Origin of the sequence: Micromonospora sp. NPDC048170 (genome assembly GCF_040652795.1) — a bacterium.
Taxonomy (GTDB): domain Bacteria; phylum Actinomycetota; class Actinomycetes; order Mycobacteriales; family Micromonosporaceae; genus Micromonospora.
In genome coordinates, this window is the sequence record NZ_JBEZMR010000001.1 from 622,000 (window position 1) to 645,505 (window position 23,506).

The 23,506-nt window shown below is 74.3% G+C and carries 27 protein-coding genes, 1 tRNA gene and 1 pseudogene; 9 read left to right on the forward strand and 20 right to left on the reverse strand.

Features of this window, described 5'->3' with window-relative positions; translation table 11 throughout:
• Window positions 1-87: 87 nt before the first annotated feature.
• Window positions 88-161 (reverse strand) — tRNA-Ala (locus AB0D32_RS02720).
• 292 nt (window positions 162-453) lie between these two features.
• Here AB0D32_RS02720 and AB0D32_RS02725 point away from each other — a divergent pair.
• Entirely contained in the window at window positions 454-1,197 is a 744-nt protein-coding gene (locus tag AB0D32_RS02725) for a class I SAM-dependent methyltransferase (RefSeq protein WP_357083721.1), read from the forward strand.
• Between the two features lie 20 nt (window positions 1,198-1,217).
• Here the strand turns inward: AB0D32_RS02725 and AB0D32_RS02730 are convergent, their stop codons facing one another.
• The 5 genes and pseudogenes from AB0D32_RS02730 to AB0D32_RS02750 all read right to left on the reverse strand — a co-directional run bounded on the left by AB0D32_RS02730 (window position 1,218) and on the right by AB0D32_RS02750 (window position 7,498).
• Window positions 1,218-2,009 (reverse strand): hypothetical protein, encoded by a 792-nt coding sequence (locus tag AB0D32_RS02730; RefSeq protein WP_357083724.1) that lies wholly within the window; start codon window positions 2,007-2,009, stop codon window positions 1,218-1,220.
• 180 nt (window positions 2,010-2,189) lie between these two features.
• Window positions 2,190-2,837 (reverse strand): annotated as a pseudogene (locus AB0D32_RS02735) (GNAT family protein); the annotation flags it as partial.
• Window positions 2,838-2,945: 108 nt separating this feature from the next.
• Window positions 2,946-4,259 carry a gephyrin-like molybdotransferase Glp gene (gene glp, locus AB0D32_RS02740; protein WP_357083727.1) on the reverse strand — a complete coding sequence of 438 codons (1,314 nt, stop codon included), beginning with the start codon at window positions 4,257-4,259 and terminating at the stop codon, window positions 2,946-2,948.
• Window positions 4,256-5,218 carry a UTP--glucose-1-phosphate uridylyltransferase gene (locus AB0D32_RS02745; RefSeq protein WP_357083730.1) on the reverse strand — a complete coding sequence of 321 codons (963 nt, stop codon included), beginning with the start codon at window positions 5,216-5,218 and terminating at the stop codon, window positions 4,256-4,258. The genes glp and AB0D32_RS02745 overlap by 4 nt, the downstream gene beginning before the upstream one ends.
• Window positions 5,219-5,227: 9 nt before the next feature.
• The gene (locus AB0D32_RS02750) at window positions 5,228-7,498 is read right to left on the reverse strand and encodes a diguanylate cyclase (RefSeq protein WP_357083733.1); all 2,271 of its coding nucleotides are present in this window, start codon (window positions 7,496-7,498) and stop codon (window positions 5,228-5,230) included.
• Between the two features lie 85 nt (window positions 7,499-7,583).
• Here AB0D32_RS02750 and AB0D32_RS02755 point away from each other — a divergent pair, with 85 nt between their 5' ends.
• Window positions 7,584-8,252, forward strand: coding sequence for a 5-formyltetrahydrofolate cyclo-ligase (locus AB0D32_RS02755; protein ID WP_357083736.1), 669 nt, complete (start codon window positions 7,584-7,586; stop codon window positions 8,250-8,252).
• Between the two features lie 61 nt (window positions 8,253-8,313).
• Window positions 8,314-8,709, forward strand: coding sequence for an FmdB family zinc ribbon protein (locus AB0D32_RS02760; protein ID WP_357083739.1), 396 nt, complete (start codon window positions 8,314-8,316; stop codon window positions 8,707-8,709).
• Between the two features lie 22 nt (window positions 8,710-8,731).
• Here AB0D32_RS02760 and AB0D32_RS02765 read toward each other — a convergent pair whose 3' ends face one another.
• A complete protein-coding gene (locus AB0D32_RS02765) occupies window positions 8,732-8,926 on the reverse strand; it encodes a hypothetical protein (protein ID WP_357083742.1) in 195 nt (64 codons plus the stop codon).
• 357 nt (window positions 8,927-9,283) lie between these two features.
• Between AB0D32_RS02765 and AB0D32_RS02770 the strand changes: the two genes are divergently transcribed.
• Window positions 9,284-9,619, forward strand: coding sequence for a hypothetical protein (locus tag AB0D32_RS02770; protein WP_357083744.1), 336 nt, complete (start codon window positions 9,284-9,286; stop codon window positions 9,617-9,619).
• A 29-nt stretch (window positions 9,620-9,648) separates the two neighbouring features.
• On the opposite strand, the gene AB0D32_RS02775 is transcribed toward AB0D32_RS02770, so the two are convergent.
• Window positions 9,649-10,131: a DUF2231 domain-containing protein gene (locus tag AB0D32_RS02775; RefSeq protein ID WP_357083746.1), complete on the reverse strand. Its 483-nt coding sequence runs from the start codon at window positions 10,129-10,131 to the stop codon at window positions 9,649-9,651.
• A gap of 197 nt (window positions 10,132-10,328) precedes the next feature.
• Between AB0D32_RS02775 and AB0D32_RS02780 the strand changes: the two genes are divergently transcribed.
• Both AB0D32_RS02780 and AB0D32_RS02785 read left to right on the forward strand, forming a co-directional pair.
• Complete coding sequence (locus AB0D32_RS02780) at window positions 10,329-10,757, forward strand: Fur family transcriptional regulator (protein WP_357083749.1); 429 nt, start codon at window positions 10,329-10,331, stop codon at window positions 10,755-10,757.
• A 52-nt stretch (window positions 10,758-10,809) separates the two neighbouring features.
• Window positions 10,810-11,667: an oxygenase MpaB family protein gene (locus AB0D32_RS02785; protein ID WP_357083752.1), complete on the forward strand. Its 858-nt coding sequence runs from the start codon at window positions 10,810-10,812 to the stop codon at window positions 11,665-11,667.
• A 149-nt stretch (window positions 11,668-11,816) separates the two neighbouring features.
• Here AB0D32_RS02785 and AB0D32_RS02790 read toward each other — a convergent pair whose 3' ends face one another.
• The 11 genes from AB0D32_RS02790 to AB0D32_RS02840 form a co-directional block, all read right to left on the reverse strand.
• Window positions 11,817-12,755, reverse strand: coding sequence for a PD-(D/E)XK nuclease family protein (locus AB0D32_RS02790; RefSeq protein ID WP_357083755.1), 939 nt, complete (start codon window positions 12,753-12,755; stop codon window positions 11,817-11,819).
• 42 nt (window positions 12,756-12,797) lie between these two features.
• Window positions 12,798-13,412, reverse strand: a complete 615-nt coding sequence (locus AB0D32_RS02795; RefSeq protein ID WP_357083757.1) for a MarC family protein — start codon at window positions 13,410-13,412, stop codon at window positions 12,798-12,800.
• A gap of 40 nt (window positions 13,413-13,452) precedes the next feature.
• A complete protein-coding gene (locus AB0D32_RS02800) occupies window positions 13,453-14,319 on the reverse strand; it encodes a PHP domain-containing protein (protein ID WP_357083759.1) in 867 nt (288 codons plus the stop codon).
• Between the two features lie 83 nt (window positions 14,320-14,402).
• The gene (locus tag AB0D32_RS02805; RefSeq protein ID WP_357083762.1) at window positions 14,403-15,614 is read right to left on the reverse strand and encodes a hypothetical protein; all 1,212 of its coding nucleotides are present in this window, start codon (window positions 15,612-15,614) and stop codon (window positions 14,403-14,405) included.
• A 56-nt stretch (window positions 15,615-15,670) separates the two neighbouring features.
• Entirely contained in the window at window positions 15,671-16,759 is a 1,089-nt protein-coding gene (locus tag AB0D32_RS02810; protein WP_357083765.1) for a SigE family RNA polymerase sigma factor, read from the reverse strand.
• A gap of 105 nt (window positions 16,760-16,864) precedes the next feature.
• Window positions 16,865-17,740 carry a PH domain-containing protein gene (locus AB0D32_RS02815; protein ID WP_357083768.1) on the reverse strand — a complete coding sequence of 292 codons (876 nt, stop codon included), beginning with the start codon at window positions 17,738-17,740 and terminating at the stop codon, window positions 16,865-16,867.
• Window positions 17,741-17,746: 6 nt separating this feature from the next.
• Window positions 17,747-17,905 carry a hypothetical protein gene (locus AB0D32_RS02820; RefSeq protein ID WP_007455302.1) on the reverse strand — a complete coding sequence of 53 codons (159 nt, stop codon included), beginning with the start codon at window positions 17,903-17,905 and terminating at the stop codon, window positions 17,747-17,749.
• Window positions 17,906-18,039: 134 nt separating this feature from the next.
• The gene (locus tag AB0D32_RS02825; protein ID WP_357083770.1) at window positions 18,040-18,741 is read right to left on the reverse strand and encodes a DUF6758 family protein; all 702 of its coding nucleotides are present in this window, start codon (window positions 18,739-18,741) and stop codon (window positions 18,040-18,042) included.
• Between the two features lie 108 nt (window positions 18,742-18,849).
• Window positions 18,850-19,512 (reverse strand): RNA methyltransferase, encoded by a 663-nt coding sequence (locus tag AB0D32_RS02830; protein ID WP_357083773.1) that lies wholly within the window; start codon window positions 19,510-19,512, stop codon window positions 18,850-18,852.
• 82 nt (window positions 19,513-19,594) lie between these two features.
• A complete protein-coding gene (locus AB0D32_RS02835) occupies window positions 19,595-20,116 on the reverse strand; it encodes a hypothetical protein (RefSeq protein ID WP_357083776.1) in 522 nt (173 codons plus the stop codon).
• A gap of 62 nt (window positions 20,117-20,178) precedes the next feature.
• The gene (locus AB0D32_RS02840) at window positions 20,179-20,694 is read right to left on the reverse strand and encodes a MaoC family dehydratase (protein WP_357083779.1); all 516 of its coding nucleotides are present in this window, start codon (window positions 20,692-20,694) and stop codon (window positions 20,179-20,181) included.
• 548 nt (window positions 20,695-21,242) lie between these two features.
• On the opposite strand from AB0D32_RS02840, the gene trxA reads away from it, so the two are divergent.
• The 3 genes from trxA (at window position 21,243) to AB0D32_RS02855 (ending at window position 23,110) form a co-directional block, all read left to right on the forward strand.
• A complete protein-coding gene (trxA, locus tag AB0D32_RS02845) occupies window positions 21,243-21,605 on the forward strand; it encodes a thioredoxin (protein WP_357083782.1) in 363 nt (120 codons plus the stop codon).
• 159 nt (window positions 21,606-21,764) lie between these two features.
• Entirely contained in the window at window positions 21,765-22,205 is a 441-nt protein-coding gene (locus AB0D32_RS02850; RefSeq protein ID WP_357083785.1) for a hypothetical protein, read from the forward strand.
• Window positions 22,202-23,110: an HTTM domain-containing protein gene (locus AB0D32_RS02855; protein ID WP_357083788.1), complete on the forward strand. Its 909-nt coding sequence runs from the start codon at window positions 22,202-22,204 to the stop codon at window positions 23,108-23,110. The genes AB0D32_RS02850 and AB0D32_RS02855 overlap by 4 nt, the downstream gene beginning before the upstream one ends.
• Here AB0D32_RS02855 and AB0D32_RS02860 read toward each other — a convergent pair.
• Window positions 23,074-23,493, reverse strand: a complete 420-nt coding sequence (locus AB0D32_RS02860; RefSeq protein WP_357083791.1) for a DUF393 domain-containing protein — start codon at window positions 23,491-23,493, stop codon at window positions 23,074-23,076. The genes AB0D32_RS02855 and AB0D32_RS02860 overlap by 37 nt on opposite strands.
• Between the last annotated feature and the right edge of the window lie 13 nt (window positions 23,494-23,506).

Sequence of the window (23,506 nt, forward strand, 5' to 3'; positions counted from 1 at the left end):
TTTCGAAATCTGAGCAGCTCATCCGGGTTCCGGATACGAAACTGCCCCGCCATCAGACGGGGCAAACTTCGACCTTCCGAACTTAGGTGGAGTTGAGGGGATTCGAACCCCTGACCCCCTCGATGCGAACGAGGTGCGCTACCGGACTGCGCCACAACCCCCTCCACCGGCGAACCGGCTTCGGTCCCACCCGGCTTTCACCGGGAGGGCCGGCGACAAGGCTAACAGGTCGGCTGCCCCCGCCGCGAATCCGCCCCCCGCACGGGGAGATCTTGGCACGAAACGGCCCCCGGAGGGGGCCGTAACTCACCAAGATCTCGCCGCAGTCCACGCCGTCCAACCAGCTCGAACCGGCCGGCCAGGCGACAGTCGGGAAGAAACCGAGGGCGCGGCAGGTGAGCAGGCCGGGCTAAATCGATGGACAGGGCTTCCACCTCCGAGCAGCCTCGGGGCATGCGACAGGAGAAGCTCTGGGACGCAGACACCGCCCGCCGCTACGACACCCCCGGCACCGGCATGTTCGCGCCGGACGTCCTGGGGCCGACCGTGGACCGCCTCGCCGGGCTGGCGGGCGGCGGGGCGGCGCTCGAATTCGCCGTCGGCACCGGCCGGGTGGCCGTACCGCTCGCCGAGCGCGGGGTGCCGGTCACCGGCATCGAGTTGTCCCGCCCGATGGTCGAGCGGCTGCGCACGAAGGTGGACGAGGCGACTCTCCCGGTGGTGATCGGCGACATGGCGACCACCACCGTCCCGGGCGGGTTCTCGCTGGTCTACCTCGTCTACAACACGATCTCGAACCTGCTCACCCAGGCCCGGCAGGTGGCGTGCTTCCGCAACGCCGCCCGCCACCTCGCGCCGGGCGGCCGGTTCGTGATCGAGTTGTGGGTGCCGGAGCTACGCAAGCTTCCGCCGGGCCAGGCGGCGACGGTCTGGCACTCCGGGTCGGGATACCTCGGCCTGGACACCTACGACGTACTGGATCAGCAGGTCGTGTCGCACCACTTCCACTTCGACGAGAGCACGCAGGCGCGACTGTTCCGGTCCCCGCACCGCTACATCTGGCCCGCCGAGCTGGACCTGATGGGCCAGCTCGCCGGATTCGAGCTGGAGAGCCGGCACGCGGACTGGTCCGGTGCCGAGTTCACCGCCGACTCGCGGTCGCACGTGTCCGTGTACCGACTGCCCGCCACGGACTGACGCCCGGCACGCCGCCCCGGTCAGGCCGAGTGGGAGCCGCGGCCGGACTGGTAGGGGCGACCGCGCAGGCCGCCGGAGCGGCGGTAGGAGACCGAACCGCCGTTGGCCGCCGCCGGTAGGTCGGCCGGCCGGTCCAGGCCCATCGCGGCGCGGCGTACCACCTCGCGTTGGGCCGCCAGGCGACGCTGCGCCTCCCGGCGGGCCGCCGCCCGGCGGGCCTGCTCCCGCCGCACCTCGGCCTGCCGGGCGGCCAGCCACGCCGCCTCCCGGGCCCGCGCCCGCCGCCGCCGGCCATCCGCCACCGCCCGCGCCCGCAGGTGTACGACGTACGCGACCAGCAGGGTGGCGGTGACCGCGAAGCTGATCCAGAAGCCGGGGCTGACCACGACCACGCCGATGAGCTCGACGAAGTTGAGCAGCATCAGCGCGGCGAGCACCCGGCGGCGCCGGTAGACGGCGGGGGTGTGCTGCCGGCGGGGCGGCGGTCGGCGGCGGCCCTTCCTGCCGGCCGGCGGCACGGCGCGCAGCCGGCTCGACCGGCGCGCGGCGGGGGGCGCGGAAACCGGCGTGGAGAGACCGCCGGTGTTCGCGTCTTCGCTGAGTGTGATGACGAGGGAGCGGGGCGGGTGCACCGGCCGTCTCCCCGGCACAGTGCGGCGCCGCCGGCGGCGCTGGAGCACCCGCGCCGTCGACTGCGCCCGCTCCGCCACCAGCCGCTCGGTGGCGTCGTACCGGCGAACCAGCGCCGGGGCGAGGGCGAGCAGACCGGCGGCGGCGAGGACGGCGAGGAGCACCGAGGTCGGCACCCTCACCCCTCCCGTCACCGAATTCGGAGCAACCGTCGCCCCGCCGCAGGATCTTCCACCGATCGGGGTCGGGTACGCGGATCGTACGGATGGAGCAACGCTTGCCACAGCTTGCAGTTACTTGAGGTTACGGGCCGTGGACGCGGATGCAGACACGCCGCGCCGATCCCGTGCGTGGGACGGCTCACCCCCGGGGGTGCGGATCCGGTGCCAGCGGGCCAGCAGCCCACCCTCGGCGACGACCTCCTCACTGGTCATCGCGTATCCGATGTGGTCCCGCCACGCACCGTCGATGTGCATGTAGCGCACGTGGTACGACTCCTCACGGAAGCCCAGTTTCTCCACCACCCGGCGCGACGGCCGGTTCTCCGGGCGGATGTTCACCTCGACCCGGTGCAGCCCGCCCGCGTCGAAGACGTGGTCGACGGCGAGCGCCAACGCGGTGGGGATCACGCCGCGACCGGCCACCCGGGAGTCCACCCAGTAGCCCACGTACGCCGAGCAGAACGCCCGCCGCACGATGCTGCCCACGTTGAGGTGGCCCACCAGCCGCTCCCGGCCGTCCTCGCGCAGGCAGACGGCGAACGGCATCCCCTCGCCGGTGCGCGCCGACCGGCGCTGGTCGCGGTACACCCAGCGGAACGCGGCCGGCGAGTTCAGCTCGTGCCAGCTTCCCGGCAGGGACGACTCCCAGGGCGCGAGCCACGCCCGGTTGGCACGGCGCACCTCCGACCAGGCGGCGGCGTCCGAACGCCGGTAGGGCCGCAGCAGCACCGGCCCGTCGGCCAGCACCACCGGCCACCCCGGCGCCCGCCCCGGACCGAACAGCCTCACCAGGCCGATCCTCCACTCACGACCGCGGGGCTCGCAAGCTCACTCCTCGCGCTCACCGGGCCGGCCTTCCGCTCACGACTGCGGGGCTCGCAAGCTCACTCCTCGCGCTCACCGGCGCCGGTCCAGCAGGAGGACGTCCACCGTGGACCCGGCCGCCGCGCTGGTCACCCGCTCGCCGAGCACCATCAGCCCGTTCGCCTCGGCCAGCCCCGAGAGCGTGTACGGGCCACCGTTGAGCGGCTGCACCGTGTAGCCGCCGCCGCGCCGCTCGGCGACGTGCGCGGGGCGGAACTCGCGCAGCCCGACCGGGGACGAGATCGTCTCCAGCAGGTGCGCGCGGACGCTGGGCCGGAACACCGGCTCCGCCCCGGCCAGCAGGTTGATCGCCGGGCGGGCCAGCACCTCGAAGCCGATCAGGGCCGAGCCCGTGTCGCCGGGCAGGCAGACCACCGGCACCTCCTCGGCGCCGACCGTGCCGAAGCCGAGCGAGGTGCCGGGATAGAGCGCTACCTCGGTGAAGATGACCGGGCCGGCCCGGCTGCCGTCCCGGCGGGAGAGGATCCGGCGCACCATGTCACCGGGGCCGGTGCCGGTACCCCCGGTGGTGATGATCAGGTCGGCGCGTAGCGTCTGGTCCTCCAGCAGCCCGCGCAGCCCTTCGGGGTCGTCGTCGCAGATGCCCACCCGGTAGGCCAGGGCGCCCACCTCGGCCGCGGCGGCGGTCAGCGCGTGCGAGTTGGCGTCGACCGTCTGGCCGGGCTGGCTGCCCCGGCCCACGTCGACCAACTCGTCGCCGGTGGCCACGATGACCACCCGGGGGCTGGGCCGGACCACGACGTGTCCGATGCCGGTGGCCGCGAAGACCGCCACCAGTGCCGGCGAGACGTAGGTGCCGGCCCGGGCCAGCAGGGTGCCGGCGGGCAGTTCCTCGCCGGCCCGGCGCACCCCGTACCCCCGTTTGGGGACGCGGAAGATCTCCACCGCGGCCATGCCCTGGTCGGTCCACTCGACCGGGACGACCACGTCCGCGGCGAGCGGCAGCGGCGCCCCGGCGGCGACGGAGAAGCACGCGCCGGGGGTGAGGCGGACCGGCCGCCAGCTCGCCGCGCCGAGGTCGCCGACGACGTTGAGCCGGACGTTGCGCCCGCCCGGCCCGCCGGACTGGGTCGGGACGTAGCCCATGCTCCGACCGCCTCCGGAGATGTCCTCCCAGCGGGCGGCGTACCCGTCCACGGCCGACTGGTCGAAGGCCGGGAAGGAGTGCGGCGCGACGACGTCCTCGGCGAGGACGTTGCCGTGCGCCTGGGTGAGGTCGAGGTCGAGCGGAGGCAGCGCGCGTAACCTGCGCAGCACGCTGCCCAGGTAGTCGGCGAGCGGCGTCAACTCGTTCGCGGCCGCCTCGGCGTCGGCCGACGCTGTCATGTACCAGTCACGCCCGACGCGCCGGAGTTGACGAACTCGGCCAGCCACTTGCGGAACTCGGCGCCGAGGTCGTCGCGCTCGGCGGCGATCTGCACCACGGTCTGGAGGTAGCCCAGCGGCATGCCGGTGTCGTAGCGGGTGCCCCGGTAGACGATCGCGTGCACCGGCGTGCCCTCGCTGCGCAGCAGCTCCATCGCGTCGGTCAGCTGGATCTCCCCGCCGCTGCCCGGCTTCGTCCGCCGGATCGCGTCGAAGATGGTGCCCGGCAGCACGTAGCGGCCCAGGACCGCGAGGTTGCTCGGCGCGTCCTCCGGCTTGGGCTTCTCCACCATGCCGGTGACCCGGACGACCTCACCGATGTCGGTCAGCTCCGCCTCCGCCGGCTCCACCGAGGCGATGCCGTAGCGCTTCGTCTCGGCCGGGTCGACCTCGAAGAAGGCCAGCACCACCCCGCCGGTGCGCGCCTGGAGCTCCAGCATGGCCGGCAGCAACGGCTCGGACGGCTTGACGAACTCGTCGCCCAGCAGCACCGCGAACGGCTGGTCGCCGACGTGCGACTCGGCGTAGCCGACGGCGTGGCCCAGGCCGAGCTGCTCGGGCTGCCGGCAGGTGTAGATCTCGGCCAGCTCGCTGGGGCCGCGTACGGCGGCCAGCCGCTCGGCGTCGCCCTTCGCCTCCAGCCGCGCCTCCAGATCGGGGCGGCGGTCGAAGTGGTCCACCATCGATGTCTTGCCCCGCCCGGTGATCAGCAGTACGTCACCGATACCGGCCTGTGTCGCCTCCTCGACGATGTACTGCAGCACCGGCCGGTCGACCACCGGGAGCAGCTCCTTCGGCACCGCCTTCGTGGCCGGCAGGAACCGGGTGGCCAGTCCGGCAGCCGGGATGACGGCTTTGACCGCACGGGAGCGACCGGTTGCGGCGGTCGCCGTTGAGGGGTTCGCTGAGTGCTCCGACATGCCGCGAGACTATCGGCCACGGCTCTGTCTTGGAGGGTGAGGACCGGAAGACGCGCCGCCGCCGGGAGCCGGCCCCACCGGGCCGGGCCCGGCCGGCGCGCCCCCGTGGTCGACATCTGCCGGATCGGCCGGTTCGGCACGGGTCCGGTCCGGCTGACGGGGAGCGCCGGCGCGCGGCATCCCGTCCTCCGGAGTGGCCGCCGCGGTCGTGACGGGAATCTCCCGCGCCGGAGCCTCGGCCCGCGCCTCGGCGATGCGCCAGGTGTCCCGGCCGGCCGCCTTGGCGGCGTAGAGCGCGTCGTCGGCGGCGTCCAGCACCTGTTGGCCGGTGCCGCCGTGGTCGGGGTGCACGGCGATGCCGATGGAGACGGTGACCGGGATGTCCACGGCCGCCCCACCGTGCCCGTCGGCGGCGATCGGGGCGTCGCGGATCGCCGCGCCGAGCCGGTCCGCGACGATCGCCGCTCCCCGGGCGTCGGTCTCCGGCAGCAGCAGCACGAACTCCTCGCCGCCCTGCCGGAACGCGAGGTCGACCTCGCGGATCTCGCCACGCACCCGGCGGGCGAACTCGGCCAGCACGGCGTCGCCGGCCGCGTGCCCGTGCGTGTCGTTGACGTCCTTGAACCGGTCCAGGTCGAGGGCGAGGACGCTGAGCATCCGGCCGAACCGGGTCGCCCGCTCGACCTCCCGGCGGATCGACTCGCGCAGGTACCGGTAGTTCCACAGCCCGGTGAGCGGGTCGGTCAGCGAGAGCCGTTGCGCCTCCTCGTGCACCCGGACGTTGTCCACCGCCACCGCGGCGTGGCCGGCGAAGGTGCGCAGGGTGACCAGGTCGTCGTCGTCGAACTCGTCCCCGCCGAGGCGGTCGTAGAGGGCCAGCACGCCGAGCGCCCCGGCCGGGGCCGCCGACTCAGCGCCGGGGCGGGGGGCCGGCCCGTCGCCGCGGGCGGTGGCGTCGGGCGGGCCCGCCGTGCCGGGGGCGGCGAACGGCACCGCGATGTACGTCCGGCAGCGCGGCTCCCCCGGCGGCGTGGCGGCGGGATCCACCCGGCCCCGGCTCGGTTCCCCGGTCGCCGCGACCGCGCCCACCACGCCGCTGCCCAGCGGTACCCGCCACGGCCCCGGCCGGTCGTCCGTCGCAGCGGGCCCGTCCAGCCCCTCGGTGCACTGCGCGACGAGCACCCCGCCGTCGTCCACGAGCAGCACCGCGCCCGCCCGGGCGCCGGTCGCCGCGATCGCGCTGTGCAGGATCACCCGCAGGATGCGTTGCAGGTCGTGCGTGCTCGCCAGGGTGTCGCCCAGCACCGCCAGGTGCCCGCGCAGCTGGTCCCGGCTGCTGGTCAGCGCCGCCACGTAGGTGCCCGTCTCCCTGGTCATCCGGTTGAACGCGCCGGCCAGCCGGCCGATCTCGTCCCGGCTGCGCACCGGCACCCGGGCCGTCAGGTCGCCGCGGGCCACCCGGTCCACCGCGCCCGCCAGCTCGACCAGCGGGCGGGTGGTGACCCGGGCCAGCCGCCAGGCGGCCACCACGGCCAGCAGGGTCGCCACCAGCACCGCCGAGCCCAGGGCGACGTACAGGCCCTGCGGTCGTTCGCTGGGGACCGAGAGCACCAGCGGCAGGGGTTGCCCGGAGGACGGGCCGACCCGGCGGACGTACCGGCCGTCAGGGGTCTCGGTGACGCGCTCCCCGTCGAGCGCGTCGGCGGCGGCGAGTTCGGCGTCGCGGATGCCGGTCGACGCGGTGCTGTCGGCGAGCCGGACGGGTGCCTCGGCGTCGTCGAGCAGGGTGACCGCCACGCCCGTCACGGCCGCGAGGCGCGCCACGAAGGCCGGGTCGACCGGCTGCGCGGCGGTGACCGTGCCCAGCGGCCCGCCGGCCCGGTCGCTCACGTCGGCCCGGGCGGCGAGCGCCCGCACCGGCCCGACGACCGGCGGGCCGGCGCAGTCCCGCCAGGGCGCCGGCGGGCCGCCGGGTGTGTCGTAGGTGACCCGGCCGGTGACGTCGGTGACCCGCACGGCGGCGGCGAGGCCCCGGCGGACCACCTGGCTCGCGGCGGCGGGGCGGTCGCCGGCCAGGGCGACCGCGTCCGCGGCGGCCCGCAACTGCTGGCAGAGGGCGTCGACGGAGGTGCGCACGGTCGCGGCGGCCACCGCCAGCCGCTCGGTGGACCGGCTCGCGTCGACCGCCGCCACGGTCGCCCCGACGAACATCACCCCGAGCACCACCGGGCCGAGCGCCACCGCCAGGAAGGCTGTGGTCAACCGCCCGCGTAGCGTCACTCGGTCCCCCCGGAAGTTACGCCGCCGTTGCTTGCGATGCTGACACAGAGCCACCAGACGACAAACGTTGCGTCAGGAGTGTTGCGTGCCCGAATTTTCTGATGGAGCGGAAGAGCCGAAGCGGGAAGTGCGCGCCGCCGTGCTCGCCCGCCGCCGGACGCTGACCGCGCCGCAGCGGGACGACGCCGCCGGGCGCGTCCAGGCCGAGCTGGTGGCTCTCGTACGCCGGCTGCGCCCGCCGCGGATGACGGCGTACGTGCCGGTCGGCTCCGAGCCGGGCGGGCCCGACCTGCCGGCGGTGCTGCACGCGGCGCTGCCGCCCGGCGGGGAGCTGCTGCTGCCGGTGCTGTGCGACGACCTCGACCTGGACTGGGCGGCCTGGAGCGGGCCGGCCGGGCTGGTGGCCGCCGGCCGGGGGATGCGCGAGCCGGCCGGGCCGCGGCTGGGTCGGGCGGCGGTCGCCGGGGCGCAACTGGTGGTGCTGCCGGCACTGGCCGTGGACCGCCGGGGGCTGCGGCTGGGCCGGGGCGGCGGCTCCTACGACCGGGCGCTGGCCCGGGTGCCGGCGACCGCGCTGACCGTGGTCCCGCTGCACGACGGCGAACTGGTGGAGGCGCTTCCCGCCGAGCCGCACGACCGTCCGGTACGCGCGGTCGTCACGCCGGCCGGCGGCCTGCGTACGCTGGACGCCGCCCCGGGGGGCGCGACGGGTGTCGCGCCCCACACTTCCGCTGGACGAATCCGGGGGCGATGACGCACCATTGGCACTCGAATACGTCGAGTGCCAACCGGCCGTGCCAGATCCGGAGGAGAACGTGCCCACGTACCAGTACGCCTGCACCGCGTGCGGCCAGCAGCTCGAGGCGGTGCAGTCCTTCTCTGACGAGCCGCTGACCGACTGCCCGGCGTGTGAGGGGCGGCTGCGGAAGGTCTTCAACTCCGTCGGCATCGTGTTCAAGGGCTCGGGCTTCTACCGCACGGACTCGCGCTCGTCCGGCTCGGAAACCACGGCCGGGGGCGGTGCCGCCAAGCCGGCGAAGTCCGACTCGTCGTCCGGCGGCGACTCCGGCTCGTCCGGCGGCTCGACCACCACGTCCTCGTCGGGCTCGTCGTCGTCGAGCACTTCGTCGTCAGGCTCTTCGTCGGGTGCGGGCGGTTCCTCCGGCGGCGCGGGCAAGACCCCGGCCGCCAGCACCGCCAGCTCGTCCTGACCCGCGCCGCCCAGCGCCGCGCTCAGTCCCAGTGCGGGGGGCGCTCCGCGAGCAACCAGTCGTCGTTGCCGCCGGAACGCTCGCCCCAGCCCCGGTCGGTGTCGTCGGAGGTCTGCTCGGGCAGCACCACGAAGTCGTCGCTCAGGTCGACCGTGCGGTCGTCGTCGCCGCGTACGGCCGGCGTGCCCGGATCCTCGGTGATGCTCACGAGCGGCAAGACTAGCGCAGCCGCCACCCGGTCAGGGGCGTCGAACGCCGGCAATCGGGGGTCGCCCGCGGCATGGGTCCCGCGAGCCCATTGGGTCGCATCGGCCCGCGGCCAGCTGCGGCCCAGCCGCGGCGGCACCGAGTGCGCCTTGACCGCGCTGTCGAGCTGATGTCGTAGACGATTCACGACCCGAACCCCACGCCCGCCGGACGACCTGGCCAGGGGGCCGGCGGCCAAGGCGTTGTCGTGGCCGACCATCCCGCCGCCGCCACCCGCCGCCCGCCGCGTCCCGGCCGCCCGCCGCGTCCCGGCCGCCCGCCGCGTCCGGCCGGCCTGCGGGCCGGGGCGTTGGTAGCGTCGGACGGCGTGACGACCCCCACCTCCGGCGGCTCCCCGGACGAGTACTGGCGGCGGCCCGACACCTCGCCCGAGCGGCCCCCGGCCGGGCCGGGCCCGGCCGTGTCGCCACCGGCGCGTGGGAGCGGCTACGCGGGCCCGCCCGCGACCACCCCGCCACCGGCCGGGTGGCGCCCTCCGGTGCACCTGCGACCGCCACCGCCCCGGCAGTTGCCGCCGCAGGACATGGCGGAACTCGACGCGGCGGAGCAGCGGGCGCAGCGGCTCACGTACGGCGTGGGCACGGTGGCCGGGGTGGTGCTGGTGGTCCTCGTCTGCGTGCTCTGCTCCCGGCTCGTGTTCTGACCGGCCCGGAACCCACGGGACCCGGTGCGTCAGAAGGTGTTGCCCCAGACCGCCGCGGAGCCGGAGTGCCCGGTGAGATAGACGTAGATGATGCTGACGACGCCCAGCGCCACCACCACGACCGACAGCACCGGCGTCACCCAGGACGGCAGCTTCGGCACCCGCGGATGCCTGCTCGTCACCACGAGCAGCAGCAGCGCCGCCACGCCCAGCGGCAGCACCCAGCGGAACAGGACGTCGCCGTAGCGCGAGTGCTCGAGGATCTGCTCCACGAGCGGGCCCTGCATGCCCCGGGCGATGAACGCGTCGTTCAGTTCCTCACCCGACTGCACCGCGACGAAGGCGGACAGGGGCGCCGCCACGGCGAGGATCGCCACCGCCCAGTCGAGCCGGGACCGGAACCGGGGCAGCGCCACGTACGCGGCGGAGAGCAGGGCCAGCAGCGGCACGAGCACGACGACCGCGTGCACCACCAGCACATGGACCGGCAGGCCCATGATCTCCTTGAACATCGAAACCTCCGGCGGTACGCGGTCGCGGGATGACCAGCGTACGGTGCGCCGGTCGACCCGCCCAGGTCGTCTCGACCGACTACACGCGCCCGGAACCCGTCCGGTTCACCGACCGGACGGGCGACCCGGCTGTGGCCGGCGCCACCCTCAGCCGGAGGCCGGTTGTCGGTCCCCGGCCCGCGTGCTGTCATAGGCGGATGCCCGGTGGCGAGGAACTGCTCCGGTCGAGGGGCCTGCGGGTCACCCGGCCGCGCCTCGCCGTGCTCGACGTGCTGGCCGACGGCGGCCACCTCGAGGTGGACGAGATCACCCGCCGGGTCCGCGAACGCCTCGACTCGGTCTCCACCCAGGCGGTCTACGACGTGCTCGGCGCGCTCTCCCGGGCCGGGCTGTCCCGAAGGATCGAGCCGGCCGGCAGTCCCGCCCGCTACGAGGCCCGCGCCGGGGACAACCACCACCACGTGGTCTGCCGGGGCTGCGGCGAGATCGCCGACATCGACTGTGCGGTCGGCAGTGCGCCCTGCCTGGATCCGGACACCGCCCACGGGTTCGAGGTCGACGAGGCGGAAGTGACGTTCTGGGGCCTCTGCCCCACCTGCCAGGCCCGCCGCTCCGCCGGCGACTGAATGCGGCCCGCGCCGCACGGCGTGCGGTGACGGGGCGTGGCACCCTTGGTCGGTGGACTCCGATGACCTCGGTCTCTTCGGTCCGGGTTCGGTCACGTGGAAGGTGCACGAGGAGCCGATCCTGATCGTCGCCGGCCTGCGTTCGCTCTACCTCCAGTCACTGCACCCCCGGGCCATGGCCGGGGTCGCCCAGAACAGCAACTACCGCTCCGACGCCTGGGGCCGCCTGGTGCGCACCGCCACGTACGTGGGGACCACCATCTACGGGACCACCGCCGAGGCGGAGGCCGCCGGGCTGCGCGTCCGCCGCCGGCACGCCCGACTACGGGCCACCGACCTGTTCACCGGGGAGGAGTTCCGCGTCGACGACCCCGAGTTGCTGCGCTGGGTGCACGTCACCGAGGTCGAATCGTTCCTCGACACGGCCCGCCGGGCCGGGCTGCCGCTGACCGCCGACGAGATCGACGGCTACTACACCGAGCAGCGGCGCTCGGCCGCCCTGGTCGGCCTCGACCCGGAGACGGTTCCCGGCACCGCCGCCGAGGTGGCCGACTACTACCGGCGGATCCGCCCGGAGCTGCGGATGACCCGTGAGGCGGCCGAGACGGCGCTCTTCCTCACCGCGCCGCCGATCCCGTGGAAGCTCAGCATGCCCGCCCGGATCGGGCTCAACCTCGGGCCGGCCCGCTGGGCGTACTTCGGCATCGCCGGCACCGCCCTCGCGCTGCTGCCGGCCTGGGCCCGACGGATGTACGGCGGGCCGGGCCTGCCCACGACCGCGATCTCCGCCGACCTGAGCGTGCGGGCGCTGCGGCTGACCCTCGCCGCCCTGCCCCGCCGGTGGCGGGAGGGGCCGTTGCAGCAGGCCGCCAAGGAACGCGCCGCCCGCCTCGCCGCCACCCCGGCCTGACCACCGGCGGCCCCGGCACCCCGGACCGACAGCCTGCGACCCCAGCCCGACAGCCTGTCGCCTTGCCCTGCTGATGGCAGCCCGGCCCGGCGGCTGGCAGCGCGACCCTGACCGCCTGCCCCCTGCCCGACCGCCCGTCGTGGGCCCGGTCAGCTCTGGCCGGGCACCGGGTCGGTGACACGCTCGACGGCCGCCCACGGCTCCTTGCCCGGCGCCTGCGCCCCCGCCGGGCAGGTGCGCCGGTAGTCGCACCAGCCGCAGCGCGGGCTCGGCGTGGTCGGGAACGCCTCGTCGGGGTCGCCACCGTCGGCGACCGCCCGCTCGGCGGCCATGATGTCGCGGGCGGTCTCCTCGGCCCGGGTCAGCTGCCGGGCCAGCGACTCCTCGGTGTGCTCGTGCGCGGCCACCGTGCCGGTCGGCAGGTGGTGCAGCTCCACCCGGCGGCACGGCCGGCGGAACACCCGTTCGGCGGCGTACGCGTAGAGCGCCAGCGCCTGCGAGCCGCGGGCGTCGTCGGCGTCCAGCCCGGTGCGGCCCGTCTTGTAGTCGACGATCACCAGCTCGGGGCCGTCGGGCCCGGGACGGGAGTCGATCCGGTCGGTCCGGCCGTTGAAGGCCAGCACCGCCGTCTTGACCGCCACCACCCGCTCCACGCCGAGCGGGTCGACCCCGGGCTCCAGGGTCTCGACGTAGGACTCCAGCCAGCCCAGGGCCCGCCGGTAGGCCGCCCGTTCCTGCTCGTCGTCGCGGTAGCCCTCACGCACCCAGGTGCCCTTGAGCAACGCGGCGAGGGCCTCCGGCCGGCGCCGCTCGGGGCTCAGGGCATACCAGTTCTTCAGTGCGGTGTGCACGCTCGCGCCGAGGGAGTTGTGCGCCCACGGCGGGCCCTTCGGCGGGGCCGGACGGTCGACGTAGGAGTAGCGGTAGCGCCGGGGGCAGTCGGCGTAGGCGCCGAGCTTGCTGGGGGTGCAGACGAAGAGCCGCTCCGGCATGCCGTCGAAGCCGAGTTGCTCGGGCTGGTCGCCGCGGGGCCGGGGCGCCCGGCCGCCAGTGGTGGAGGACCGTCCGGCTGAAGAGGCTCGTCGCACACCGCGATCCTGCCATCCGCCCCCGACAGAACCGGCCGGCGGTCAGGTCAGGTTGGCGTACTGGGTCACGAACGCGGCCACCGCGTCAGCGATGAGCTGCACCGCGATCGCGGCCAGCAGCAGACCGGCGATCCGGGTCAGCACCTCGATCCCACCGGGACGCAGGATCTTGACGATCCCGCCGGAGAACCGGAGCACGACCCAGACGGTGAGCATCACCGCGATGATCGCGGCGGCGATGGCCGTGACGTCCGCCCCGCCGTCGGCCCGCTGGACGAAGAGCATGGTGGCCACGATGGCGCCGGGGCCGGCGAGCAGCGGTGTGCCCAACGGCACCAGGGCGATGTTCGAGGTGGTCTGCTGGCTCGGGTCGTCGGCCTTGCCGGTGAGCAGTTCCAACGCCACCAGCACCAGCAGCAGCCCGCCGGCGGCCTGCAACGCGGGCAGGTCCACGTGCAGGTAGTCGAGCAGCGTCTGCCCCGCCACCGCGAAGATCACGATCACGCCCAGCGCCAGGGCGACGGCCTGCCAGGCCGCCCGGTTCCGGTCCCGGGCCGTCAGCGGGCCGGTCAACGCCAGGAAGATGGGCATCATGCCCGGCGGGTCGACGATCACCAGCAGGGTCACGAAGACCTCACCGAACAGCTTGGCATCCACGTGATCAACGTAGCCGCGTCGCCTGGGGCGGAAACACGGATCAGCCCGAAGCGACCTCGGTCACCCCACGCGCCTCGGCGACGATCCGCTCGTACGCCTCGGGGGCGGTGGTGAACGCGCCGAGCCGGACGGTCTTGTGGGTGCCGTGGAAGTCCGACGAGCCGGTCACGAGCAGGCCCAGTTCGTCGGCCAGGGCGCGGACGTGCGCCCGCTCGGCCGGCGAGTGGTCCTCATGGTCGGCCTCCAGCCCCGCCAGTCCGGCCGCGGCCAGGTCGGCGATCAGCTCGTCGGGGACGATCCGCCCCCGCCGGGTGGCCCGGGGATGGGCGAAGACCGGCACGCCGCCCGCCGCGCGGACGAGCCCGATGGCGCGGAAGACGTCGATGTCCTCCTTGGGCAGCCGATAGCGCTCGCCCAACCAGTCCGGCCCGAACGCCTCCGTGGTGGTCGTCACCAGGCCGGCCCGGATCAGCGCCTGCGCGATGTGCGGCCGGCCCACTGTCCCGCCGCCCGCGCCGGTCAGGATCTCCGGCCAGCTCACGTCGACTCCGTCGGCCCGCAGCAGCGCCACGATCCGCTCGCCCCGTTCCTCCCGGGCGGCCCGCACCCGGGCCAGTTCCGCGACGAGTTCCGGGGCGTCCGGATCGAACAGGTACGCCAGCAGGTGCAGCGGCAGCGCCGGCTCCTCGCCGTACCACCGGCAGGAGAGCTCCGCGCCGCGGACCAGGCTGAGCCCGGTCGGCAGCGCCTCCAGGGCCGGCGCCCAGCCGGCGGTGGTGTCGTGGTCGGTGATCGCCACGACGTCCAGCCCCGACTCTGCCGCCGCCCGCACGAGCTCGGCCGGGCTGAGCGTGCCGTCGCTGGCGGTGGAGTGGGTGTGCAGATCGATCCGCGGTGCCGCGCTCATCGGCCCGACGCTACCGGCCGTCCACCCCCGGCACGCGGGCGGTGGTCGACATCAGCCGGGACACGTTCCCGGCGCTGCTCCGGTCAGCGGTCGTCGCCCACCGGCACCGGGCGTTCTCCGGCGGGCAGGCCGTTCACGGGCGCGGGCGCGGCTGCCTCGCCGTCGAGCACGCGGCTCACCTCGACGCGCACCAGGGCGCCGGCCGTGTCGGAGTAGTAGGCCGTCCCCTGTGGCGTCCAGGCCACCGGCCCGGCCACGGGCGGACCGGCCGGGCGGGTCGCCGGGTCGGGGGCGAGCCGGTCCAGGTCGACCAGCAGCGCCCGATCCTCCCGGCCCACCTTTCCGTTGGCCAGGAGCCACCGCCCGTCGGCGGAGACCGCGCCGGGCCCGTCCCCGTCCAGCGTGGGCCCGCAGCCCGTCCGCACCGGGGCGAGGTCCCGGGCCGGGTCGAGCAGTGCGACACAGGGCCGGCGGGGGGTGCCGGCGGACACCAGCGCGACCGCCAGTCCGTCGGGGCGGGTGCCGTAGATGTGCTGGGCCAGGTCGCCCGCGGCACGTGGGGGCCCCGCCACCGGGCGCCACAGGGCGTGACCGGGCCGGCCCGGGTCCAGGCGGACCAGGACGGTGTCTCCGGCGAAACCGACCGGCACCGCGGCGGGCGGCACCGGGGTGCGGACGGCTGCGACCACCTGCGTGCCGACGATGCCCGCCACGACCAGTTCCGCCCCCTCCCGCCAGGCCACCTGCCGCGCGTCCGGGCTGAGGACGATGTCTCCCGCCCCGGCCAGGAGCAGGTGTGCCGAGCCCTGCGGCAGCACGATCCACAGCGAGCGGCCGGCCGTCGTCGGCGCGCCCACCACCGCCCAGCCGGCCCCGTCGGGAAGCCGCTGGGCGCGCTCGGCGGCCGGGCCCACGTCGGACAGGGCCAGCCGCTGCCCGCCGGAGGTGGCCAGCACGTCGTTGAGGATGAGGTCCACCTCGCCCCGCCCCAGAGCGGCCTGCGGGGCGGCCGACAGCTGCGGGGTCGGGTCCGGCCGCGACGAGGCGTACGGGTCGCCGAGCACCACGGTGGGATGGGTGGGCCGGCCCTGCTGCTGCCCCAACTGCACCATCCCGGCGCTGACCGTCACGGTGGTCACCGCGGCGAGGGCCACCCCGACCAGCATCCGCTGGCGCCGGGTCCGGTCGGCCCGCCGGATCGCCAGTCCCGCCGGGTCGGCGACGAGCGGACGCGTGACGGCCACGCGGCGGGTGAACGCCTCCCGTACCGCCTGCTCCAGCTCGTCCTCGGTCACGGCGAATGGACGCGTCGGGCCGCCGGTCCGGTTGTCACCACGGCCGGCCGGAGGGCTCACCGGTGTTTGCCGGCGCCGGTGCCGGCAGGGTGGGCGGCCTGCCGGCCGCGTTGCTCGTCGCGGGCGGTACCCGGCACCTGCCCGGCACCGGCCCGCGCCCCGGAGGCCACGGGCACCGGATCGCCCGCCGACCCGGCGACCGGATCGCCCGCCGGCGTGGTACGCCCGGTGTCCGACGCGGAGAGGTCGGCGGCCTGCACCGGGAGCGCGGTGGCGGGGTCGCCGGGGACGGCGGTGGCGCCGCCCGACCCGTCCGGGACGACGGCACTGCCCGGACCACCCGGGATAACGGCGATGGAACTGCCGGGCCTGCTCGCGGCGACCAGCGGGGCGTTCGCCGCCGCGACCACGGCCGCCGCGTCCTCGCCCACCACCATCATCGGCGCCCCGTAGGCGGTCGCCGGGCGGACCGGCATGCCGCCGGGGTCGGGGGCGGGCCGGGCCGTGCCAACGGGGACGGGACGGCCGGTGCCCCCGCGGGCGTGGCCAGTGGCGGGACGGCCGGTGCCGCCGGGGACGGAAGCGGGCCGGCCGGTGGCGTCGTCGGGTTGCCGGGCCGGGATCGGGTCGGCGCCGGTCGGCAGGTCGAAGGCGGCCTCGACGCCCATCCGGCGACGCAGGGTGCCCAGGGCGCGCGAGGTCTGACTCTTGACCGTGCCCGGCGAGATGTTGAGCAGGGCGGCGGTCTGCGCCTCGGACATGTCCTCGTAGAAGCGCAGCACGAGCACCGCCCGCTGCCGGCTGGGCAGCGCGCTCAGGTGGCGCCAGAGCAGGTCCCGGTCGAGCTGCTGCTCGATCTCGTCGACGCCGGCCCGCTCCGGGAGCACCTCCGTGGGGCGTTCGCCGTGCCAGCGCCGGCGCCACCAGCTGGTCGAGGTGTTGATCATGACCCGTCGGGCGTACGGCTCGATCGCCTCGATCCCGCCGAGCCGCTTCCAGGCCAGGTACGTCTTGGTCAACGCGGTCTGCAACAGGTCCTCGGCGGTGGCCCAGTCACCGCTGAGCAGGTAGGCGGTGCGCAGCAGGGCACTGGAGCGGGCCGCGACGAAGTCGCGGAACTCCTCCTCCAGGGGATCCCTGCTCACCACCGGCCACCTCCGCACCCAGTTCCCCTCGCAGGTTGCCATGCCCGGAGTGGTCAGGTCGACGGCGAACGGTGCGCAGTTCCTCCGATGTTCGGACGAAAAGTTTCACGCCCCGTCGTCGGCCTTGGCCTCGTCGGCCTCCTTGCCCAGCCGCGCCTCGACCGCCTGCGGCTCGTACATCTCCTCGACGACACGCAGGTAGAGCTCGTTCGGGTTGGGCAGGTTCTTGATCTCGCGCAGCGCCTGCTCCTGACCGGCGGACTCCAGCACGAAGGTGCCGTAGTTGAGCGCCCGCCCGGTCGGGGTCTGCTCGTATTTCATGTCGGTGACCCGCACCAGGGGCATCATCGCGACCCGCCGGGTGATGATGCCGTTGACCACCATCACCCGCTTGTTGGTCAGGATGAAGCGGTCGTACCACCAGTCGGCGACCTTCCAGGCCACCCAGCCCATCACGGCGAACCAGAGCAGCACCGCGATCGTGGTGAGCGCGCCCACGTCCTGACCGGCGAGGAAGCCGGAGAGGTAGCCGAGCACGAAGGTCGCGGCGACGCCGACCAGCAGCGGGGTGGAGAGGTGGATCCAGTGCCGCTTCCACTCGCCCCGGTAGCGCTCGGTCGGGAAGAGGTAACGCGCCACCAGCGAGCTGGGCTCGTCCTCCAACGGCAGCACCCGGCGCGGCGCCATGCCGGCGGCGTCGGCCCGCAGGCCGGCCAGCTCGTCCTCGGAAATCTGCGGGGGCTGATAGCCGGCCTCCGGGTCACGGACCCAGGCCCGACCGGAGCGCCCTTCCCCGGCGTACGCCGGGCCGTCGCCGAAGCCGGCATCGTCCGAAAGAGAGGGCCCGTCGGAGAGGCCCGGACCGGTGCCGTAGCCCGGCCCGTCGTCAGGGCCGACCCGGGGAATCGGCTCCGTGTCTTGCTCTCGGCGCTCCCGATCGGGGTCGTCGGGATCGAAGGGTGGACCGGAGGGGTTACCCATCGGCGGCTAGGCGACGAGGCTGGTGAAGAAGTCGCCGAACCCCTGGGCGATGTCCATGATCCCGCCGCCGAGCGACTTGAACACGTCCGCCGCAGAATTTGGCCGGTAGGCGACGAAGAAGATCAAGAATGCGATTCCGGCCCAGGTGAGGACCTTCTTGACCATGGCGGGCCATCCTCTCGCGCGGCGCCGGGTCCCATTACCGCAGCGGTACCCAGAGTATCAGTGTGGTGTCGTACAGTGAATATCTGCGTCCGTTCTCCGTCATTCCGGGAGACTTGTCAAGCCCTGAAGCTCTGTCAAGCCTTCCCGTGCAGATACGGAGACGGTGCGCCGTACACGAGTTCGGGCGGTGTCCACTCGGTCAGGTCGTGCAGCACGACGTCTTCCGCGAGCAGGTGACCCGCACTCGCCGGCCAGGCTATCGCATGAAGCCACAATCCCCGAGCCTCGCCCGCGTACGCGCTTCGATCTGTCGGCGAGTTCACGAGCCACAGTGGAGTCGGATGACCGGCCACCCTGATCCTGGCCTGCCCGACGTGCTCCGGATGCCCCGGCCCGGGATCGGTCAACGCCTGCGCGAGTTCCGGGCCCGGGTCCGGGCCGACCAGCCCCGCGAACCGGGTGCCCAGGCCCACGCCCGGCTCTTCGGCCACGAAGACCAGGTCCGCGGGGCCACCGCCGAGCGGCTCCGGCCCGGCGCAGGCGACCACCGTTGCGCGCACTCCCGTGCGGTCGTCGCCGGCGTACGCCACGCCGGTCATCGTCCAGCCGGTCGGCAGCGGCCACGGGCACCACAGCGGTGTCGCCGGCCGGCGCGGCGGCTCGGCGGCGGCTGTGATCCGCTCCACCACGCTGGCCACGATCCCGGCACCGATGTGCTCGGGCACGTGCAGCGGGGGAACCGGTCCGCAGTCCAGGCAGCGCGACTCGGTGTGCATCAGGTCCGGCGCCCGCACCGGCCCACCACATTTCGGGCAACTCACCGCGACACTCACCATCCCACCGTCGCCCCGCCGCGCCGCCCCGTCAAGCGGAGCGCCGGTTTCGGTGCCACCCGGACCCGCGCCCCGCCCCGTGCCGGTCGCGGTCCCCGCCGTCGGACAGCCCTACGAACACCGCCGCGCGCCGGCACCCGGACCGGCCGGCCAGTCGGGCGGCGGCCCGGCGTACGTGCGGATCCAGGCGTGCATGGCGATGCCGCTGGCCACGCCGGCGTTGATCGACCGGGTGGAGCCGTACTGGGCGATGGAGAACAGCTGGTCGCAGGCCGCGCGCGCCGGCTCGGAGAGGCCCGGTCCCTCCTGCCCGAACAGCAGGACGCAACGCCGCGGCAGGGTGGTGGTCTCCAGCGGCCGGGACCCGGGCAGGTTGTCGATGCCGACGATCGGCAACTCCTGCCCGGCCGCCCAGGCGACGAACCCCTCGATGGTCTCGTGGTGCCGGACGTGCTGATAGCGGTCGGTGACCATGGCGCCGCGCCGGTTCCACCGCCGGCGGCCGACGACATGCACCTCGGCGGCGAGGAAGGCGTTGGCGTTGCGGACGACCGTGCCGATGTTGAAGTCGTGCTGCCAGTTCTCGATCGCCACGTGGAAGTCGTGCCGGCGCCGGTCCAGGTCGGCCACCACGGCCTCGCGCCGCCAGTAGCGGTACCGGTCGACGACGTTGCGCCGGTCGCCCTCGGCGAGCAGTTCCGGGTCGTACCGCGGGTCGTCCGGCGGGTTCCCGGACCACGGTCCCACGCCGACGTCGAGCTGGTCTCCGGTCACGGTCACGCAGGGTACGGCCCGCAGGCCCGGCCCCGGGCCGCGACCCCGGCGCCACCCCTTCCGGCCGGGCGGACCGGGTGGTTCAGCGCAGCCCCAGCGCGCCGCCGAGCCGGTCGAGGAAGCGACGGTCGGCGGGGGCCGGCGGCAGCCCCGGCGCACCGGCCGCCCGGCAGACCCGGGCCGCGACCGACTGCACCCACTGCCGGTACGCGGCCGAGTCGGCGGGATCGGCCCGGCGTCGCAGCACCCGGGTCGCGTCCCGGCAGGCGGCGAGCAGGTCCACCACGTCGGTACGGCGGTCGACGGGGTCGGCCACCCCGTCGTGCCGGGCGTAGATGGCGGCGACGACCGCGCGTACGAGATCGCTGTCGAAGGCCCGACCGGCCGCGACCGCGTCCAGGCCGGCGAGTCCGGCGGCGACTCCCGGGTGGGGCCGCCCGGGGCCGGGCACGGCGGCGGCCACGATCACGCGGCCGGGCAGGGCGGTCAGCAGATCCCACTCGGCGACGGTGTAGACGGCGGTGGTCAGCGGTGCGGCGCGGCGGCCGGCAGAGGACGGCTCTCCGGCGACGGAGTGGCTCATGGGGACCTCCGGCGCCAGCATATGCCCCGGATGGGAAAAAGAGCCCCTACCACCCGGAACCCGGGTGAGAAGGGGCCCATCGGTCAGCGCGGCTCGGGAAAGCTCGGCCGTTCCGGGTCGACGCCCTCGGGCACCGTCGTCGCGGCGTACTCCTTCTTCGGGACCATCACCCGGCGGCGGAAGACGCACACCATGGTGCCGTCCTGGTTGTAGCCGCGGGTCTCGACGGAGACGACGCCCCGGTCGGGCTTGGAGGACGACTCGCGCTTGTCGAGCACGGTGGTCTCGCCGTAGATCGTGTCGCCGTGGAAGGTCGGCGCCACGTGCCGCAGGGACTCGACCTCGAGGTTCGCGATGGCCTTGCCGCTGACGTCGGGCACCGACATGCCCAGCAGCAGCGAGTAGATGTAGTTGCCGACCACCACGTTGCGCTTGAACTGGCTCGCCGTCCCGGCGTAGTGCGCGTCCATGTGCAGCGGGTGGTGGTTCATGGTGAGTAGGCAGAAGAGGTGGTCGTCGTACTCGGTGACCGTCTTGCCGGGCCAGTGCCGGTAGACCGCGCCGACCTCGAACTCCTCGTAGTAGCGGCCGAACTGCATCCTTGTCCCCTTCGACGGGCGGCGATGGAGTTCGGCACAGCATGCCTTATGGAGTGTTAAGGCGAGGCGTGGGGCGCGTGGCGTGCGGAAATGTCACACCCGCCAGAACCGGGGGGAGACGCAATGAGCGGCGGGGCCCTCCCCGGCACCCGCCGCCCACGCTCTGATGGGGAAGATTCTGCCGTACGACAAGGCGAATCGAACAGAGACCGAGGTCACATTTACCTTTTCGTAACAATACTCTGCGTGAGCAGCCGACCGAGCCCCGGCGATCTCCGCACATCGAATAGCCGCTTGTCAAGCGCCTGATTGCTCATTTGCGCCGGCCAATCGTGTCGATCTTCCTGGAAGCGCTCCCATCACGGCTGGTCACGCAAATGCGTCGTGCACTTGCGTACGGCAAGGGCGGCAGGAACAACGCCAGTCGATGGGAGCGCGACCGGCCCACGGGGGCGAAGAGCACGTTTCGGCGGAGGCGGGCCGGGAATTCCAGGCGGTACGCGCTCGTTCCACCAGAGGTAGCTATTCCGCGCCGATCGGAGACTTTCATGGCAACCGTAGAGCTGACCACGGCAAACTTCGACGAGGTGACCGGCAGCGATGGCATCGTGCTCGTCGACTTCTGGGCCGACTGGTGCGGCCCCTGCAAGCGGTTCGCCCCGGTCTACGAGCGCTCCTCCGACAAGCACTCCGAGATCGTGTTCGGCAAGGTCGACACCGAGGCGCAGCAGGAACTGGCCGCCAAGTTCGACATCCGCTCGATCCCGACGATCATGGCGATCCGCGACGGCGTCATCGTCTTCGCCCAGCCCGGCGCCCTTCCCGAGTCCGCCCTGGAGAACCTGATCGAGCAGGTCCAGGCCCTCGACATGGACGACGTCCGCAAGAAGATGGCCGGCCACAGCCACTGAGCCGCCACACTCCACGACGGCCGGGCCCCGACGGGCCCGGCCGTCGTCGTCCACCCGGCGGGCGGCAGGAAACGGCGACGCCCCTGGCCCCCTGGGCAGGGGGAAGTGCCCGTCGGAGGGACCCGGGGCGGGCGGTACATCCCGTATCGTCACGACCCGATGGAAACCTTGACCACCCGCGGTCGCGCCACCAGGCTCGCCGCCACCGCCCTCGGTCTGGCCGTCCTGCTGGCCGGCACCGCCTGGGGCACCGACGACCACTTCCCGTTCGGCCCGTTCCGGATGTACTCGACGTCCAACCCGCCGAACTCCCCCGCCCCGGACACCCGCGTCGAGGGCGTCGACAGCACCGGAGCGGTCGTCGAGCTGGGCGAGGCCGCCACCGGCATCCGGCGGGCCGAGATCGAGGGCCAGCAGAGCCGGTACGCGGCCGACCCCGAGCTGCTCACCGAGGTCGCCGACGCGTACGCCGAACGCCACCCGGGCGCGGCGGAGCTGGTCGAGGTCCGCATCGTCGTCCGCTGGCACGGCATCCGCGACGGGCGGCCCACCGGCCGCTGGACCGACGAGACCGTGGTCGCCTGGCAGGCGGACCGATGAGCCGCTGGTTGACCGCGCCGGTGCCCCGCGGCCGGGTGGCCGCCTTCCGCACGCTGATCTACCTCTTCGTCGCCGCCGACCTGGTCGTCTTCACCCCCTGGGTGCGTACCCGGGTGGCGGTGCCCGGCGAGCTCTACCAGCCGCTGCTGGTCGGCCGGCTGCTGCCGCTGCCCACGCCGACCCCGACGCTGGTCGCCGCGGTCTTCTGGGCCCTGCTGCTGCTCGCCCTGCTCGCCGCGACCGGCCGGGCGCCCCGGCTGCTCGGCTGGGCCGTCTTCGCGCTCTACTTCGAGTGGATGATCGTCGCGATGAGCTACGGCAAGGTCGACCACGACCGGTTCGGCCTGCTCGTCGCGCTGGCCGTGCTGCCCACCGCCGGCCGGGCCCGGCACGGCGACGCCACCCGCACCGAGGCGGGCGGCTGGGCCCTGCGGGTCACCCAGATCGCCGTCATCTGCACGTACTTCCTGGCCGCCTGGGCCAAGCTGCGCTTCGGCGGGCTGGATTGGCTGACCGGTTCGGTGCTGGCCCGCGCCATCCTCCGGCGCGGCACCGAACTGGCCGACCTGATCGCCTCGGTGCCGTACCTGCTGATCGTCGCCCAGTTCGGCATCGTCGCGTTCGAGCTGTTCAGCCCGGTGATCTTCCTGCTGCGGGAACGCTGGCGGCTGGCCACGGTGGGCTTCTTCTACTCGTTCCACCTGGTCACCATCGCGACCATCACGATCTCGTTCGCGCCGCACCTCGCCGCGATGACCAGCTTCCTGCCGCTGGAGCGGGTCCGGCCGGTGGTCTGGGCGCGCCGGCTGCTCACCCGCAGGGGGCGGGACGCCGCACCGCCCACCGGTGCCGCGCCGGCACTCGCGGGTCAGGCGTCCGCGGCCGGGCGCCCGGACGGTCCGTAGAGGCGCTCCCGCGCCTCCTGGGGCAGCGCGCAGGCGGCCGTGCCGCCGGGCAGCCGGTGCCGGTTGCGGGCCACCCAGCGGTACGCGGGCCAGGCGGCGGCGCGTACCGGGGGGAACCTGAGGCCGGCGCCCGCGATCCGCCAGAGGGGACCGCTGTCGCCGAGGAGCCTGGCGATCGCGTCCGGGCCGGCCGCCCGAAAGCCGTCGGCGCCCACCCACTGCACCGCCTCCTCGCACTCGGCCTCGCTCAGGCCCAGTGCGTCGAGGTCGGCGAACTGCCACGGCACCACCCGGACGCCGGTCGGGATGCGCCGGTCGATGAACTCGGCGCACCGGGTGCAGAACGCGCAGTCCCCGTCGTAGACGAAGGTCGACCTCTCCATGCCCCCATCCTCC

Coding starts and splice junctions, on each gene's coding strand:
- AB0D32_RS02725 (WP_357083721.1), top strand. CDS start 454: ATGCGACAGGAGAAGCTCTGGGACGCAGACACCGCCCGCCGCTACGAC.
- glp (WP_357083727.1), bottom strand. CDS start 4,259: ATGACAGCGTCGGCCGACGCCGAGGCGGCCGCGAACGAGTTGACGCCG.
- AB0D32_RS02745 (WP_357083730.1), bottom strand. CDS start 5,218: ATGTCGGAGCACTCAGCGAACCCCTCAACGGCGACCGCCGCAACCGGT.
- AB0D32_RS02775 (WP_357083746.1), bottom strand. CDS start 10,131: ATGTTCAAGGAGATCATGGGCCTGCCGGTCCATGTGCTGGTGGTGCAC.
- AB0D32_RS02780 (WP_357083749.1), top strand. CDS start 10,329: ATGCCCGGTGGCGAGGAACTGCTCCGGTCGAGGGGCCTGCGGGTCACC.
- AB0D32_RS02800 (WP_357083759.1), bottom strand. CDS start 14,319: ATGAGCGCGGCACCGCGGATCGATCTGCACACCCACTCCACCGCCAGC.
- AB0D32_RS02815 (WP_357083768.1), bottom strand. CDS start 17,740: ATGGGTAACCCCTCCGGTCCACCCTTCGATCCCGACGACCCCGATCGG.
- AB0D32_RS02820 (WP_007455302.1), bottom strand. CDS start 17,905: ATGGTCAAGAAGGTCCTCACCTGGGCCGGAATCGCATTCTTGATCTTC.
- AB0D32_RS02825 (WP_357083770.1), bottom strand. CDS start 18,741: ATGGTGAGTGTCGCGGTGAGTTGCCCGAAATGTGGTGGGCCGGTGCGG.
- AB0D32_RS02835 (WP_357083776.1), bottom strand. CDS start 20,116: ATGCTGGCGCCGGAGGTCCCCATGAGCCACTCCGTCGCCGGAGAGCCG.
- AB0D32_RS02840 (WP_357083779.1), bottom strand. CDS start 20,694: ATGCAGTTCGGCCGCTACTACGAGGAGTTCGAGGTCGGCGCGGTCTAC.
- trxA (WP_357083782.1), top strand. CDS start 21,243: ATGGCAACCGTAGAGCTGACCACGGCAAACTTCGACGAGGTGACCGGC.
- AB0D32_RS02850 (WP_357083785.1), top strand. CDS start 21,765: ATGGAAACCTTGACCACCCGCGGTCGCGCCACCAGGCTCGCCGCCACC.
- AB0D32_RS02855 (WP_357083788.1), top strand. CDS start 22,202: ATGAGCCGCTGGTTGACCGCGCCGGTGCCCCGCGGCCGGGTGGCCGCC.
- AB0D32_RS02860 (WP_357083791.1), bottom strand. CDS start 23,493: ATGGAGAGGTCGACCTTCGTCTACGACGGGGACTGCGCGTTCTGCACC.